1 protein-coding gene is annotated in these 1,978 nt (G+C 32.3%); it reads right to left on the reverse strand.

Annotation, left to right across the window (positions count from 1 at the left end; genetic code table 11):
* Nucleotides 1–227: 227 nt before the first annotated feature.
* A complete protein-coding gene (locus tag EV194_RS16790) occupies nt 228–1,850 on the reverse strand; it encodes an AAA family ATPase (RefSeq protein ID WP_132435699.1) in 1,623 nt (540 codons plus the stop codon).
* Nucleotides 1,851–1,978 lie beyond the last annotated feature (128 nt).

A 1,978-nucleotide genomic window follows, 5' to 3' on the forward strand; every position in this document is an offset into this window, starting at 1 on the left:
ATTATTTTTTTTGATGATTCAATGACAAAGATAATAATAGTTCGGAAATAATCAGAACAAATGTGCGTGTTTTTTTGGTTCAATTGCGCATAACGTTTGGCAATATGGCATGAGGCGGAATGCGGGAGTCGAAATTATCCACCGTTACAAAAGATGATGCGGGGCAGAATGGTTCAAAAAACCACGAAACCCGCCTTTTGCTATATTGCGTGTTGGCATTTCGTACTTTATTTAAATATTTCTTTTTCAAGTTCCCTATAAATATTAGTTTCCTCTGTAATTAGAGGAGCCATTGTATCTCTTAAAAAAGCACTTTTGTTATTACCACATTGTCTCAAGCCGAGAATACGCTTTAGTTCATTAAAAATATCACCACTTGCTGATTTAATATCATCGCTAGGATTGCCCCGCTCAACACTATTCATCAAAGCATTACATTTTGCTGAAATGCAATCTTGGTAAAGTTCTTGTTTATTAATGCTTTTACATAGTTTTTCTATAATCTCATCATCAAACAAATAACTCTCAACATGCCTCCTAAGAGAAGTTTTTATTCCTTTTTCTTTTAGTTCCTGAACTTCTTGGTCACTCTTATCATCCCTATCAACAAATTTTATTATTTGTGAGGACTTTAAAATATTAGACAACACTCTAATAGATTGGTTTTCAATATTTTCAATTTCTGAGCTAGAACCAATAGAAACAAACCTTGTATTGTGATGTTTGTTTTCGAATATTAAGCTATATATCTGGGCATCAAAATCTTTGTATTTTCTTCCTTGAAATGAGCCTTCGCAAAAAACAATTATTTCAGGAGAGATAAGTTTTGAAAAATCTGAATATGCTAAATCAAAAAACTTGTTCCAGATTGCTTTGCCTATTTTTGCAGGCTTAATTACTTCATTTAAATCAAAATCTCGATTGTCAAAGTCTAAAAATATTACAGTACCCGGATTCTCTTGCTCCAAAGCTTCTGCCTTTTTTAACATCCCGATTGAGTGGGTTGAAATCCATAATTGTGATTCTGCTGGTGTTAGTTTGAATAATTCTTCTAGTACCTTTGCCTGTAAACTTGTGTGAAGGTGGGCTTCAGGCTCATCAATACAAAATACAGAATTCTTAAAATATGATGACTTTATTATTAAGTCTAATATCAAATCAAATACTGATTTTTCTCCTGCAGATAGATTTTTGTAATGAAAATCAATGGCCGTCCCTTTTATAAAATAAAAACTGCCATTCCTTAGCGGGTCTCCAATTGAACTTAAAGTCAAATCTTCAAATACGGATGAAAAAGAATGTTGAATTTTGCCTATTAGTTCATTTCGAAGTTGAGCAACCGTTTTATTGTCATTTAGATTATCATATAGTCCAGCTAGTGATTGCGAAACAAGTCTTTGATAATTCTCTGACACAGTAATATCATTCATCATTAAAGTTTGTAACTTCAATTTATCAACTGGAGAATCTAGTTTTGAAAGGCTTTTCACAGTAAAATCAGGTTCATTTCTATAGGCTGTTCTAAAGTAAAACCTTTCCTTTATTTCCTGTTGATTTAATGACTCATTTCCATAAAAGCTAATTTCGACTTTGTCTTCATACCATTGTTTGGAATTCGAATTACTATTTACTTTTGGAAAGTATTCGGTATTTCCTTCATTAAATAAGCCTCCATAAATATTTCCAAAACCCATAAGCTTGTACCAGTGATTTAATGCCTCAAAAAATGATGTCTTACCTGAACCATTGGGGCCAACTAAAACAATGAGTTTTGCAGATTCTGGTATTTCAGAAACTTTAAGATTTGTAAATCGTTTGAAATTTTTAATCGAAATCTGTTTTATCTTCATTTTAGCAAATTAGTGTTTTGATTGTATGAATGCCAACGGTGATTTGTATATGGCGGTTTTGCACATCCGAAATTATCTATAAACGTGAAAGTTTCTGCAAAACTGACATATACAAAATGTTAGGGGGG

This window comes from Natronoflexus pectinivorans, assembly GCF_004345615.1.
Classification (GTDB): Bacteria; Bacteroidota; Bacteroidia; order Bacteroidales; family Marinilabiliaceae; genus Natronoflexus; species Natronoflexus pectinivorans.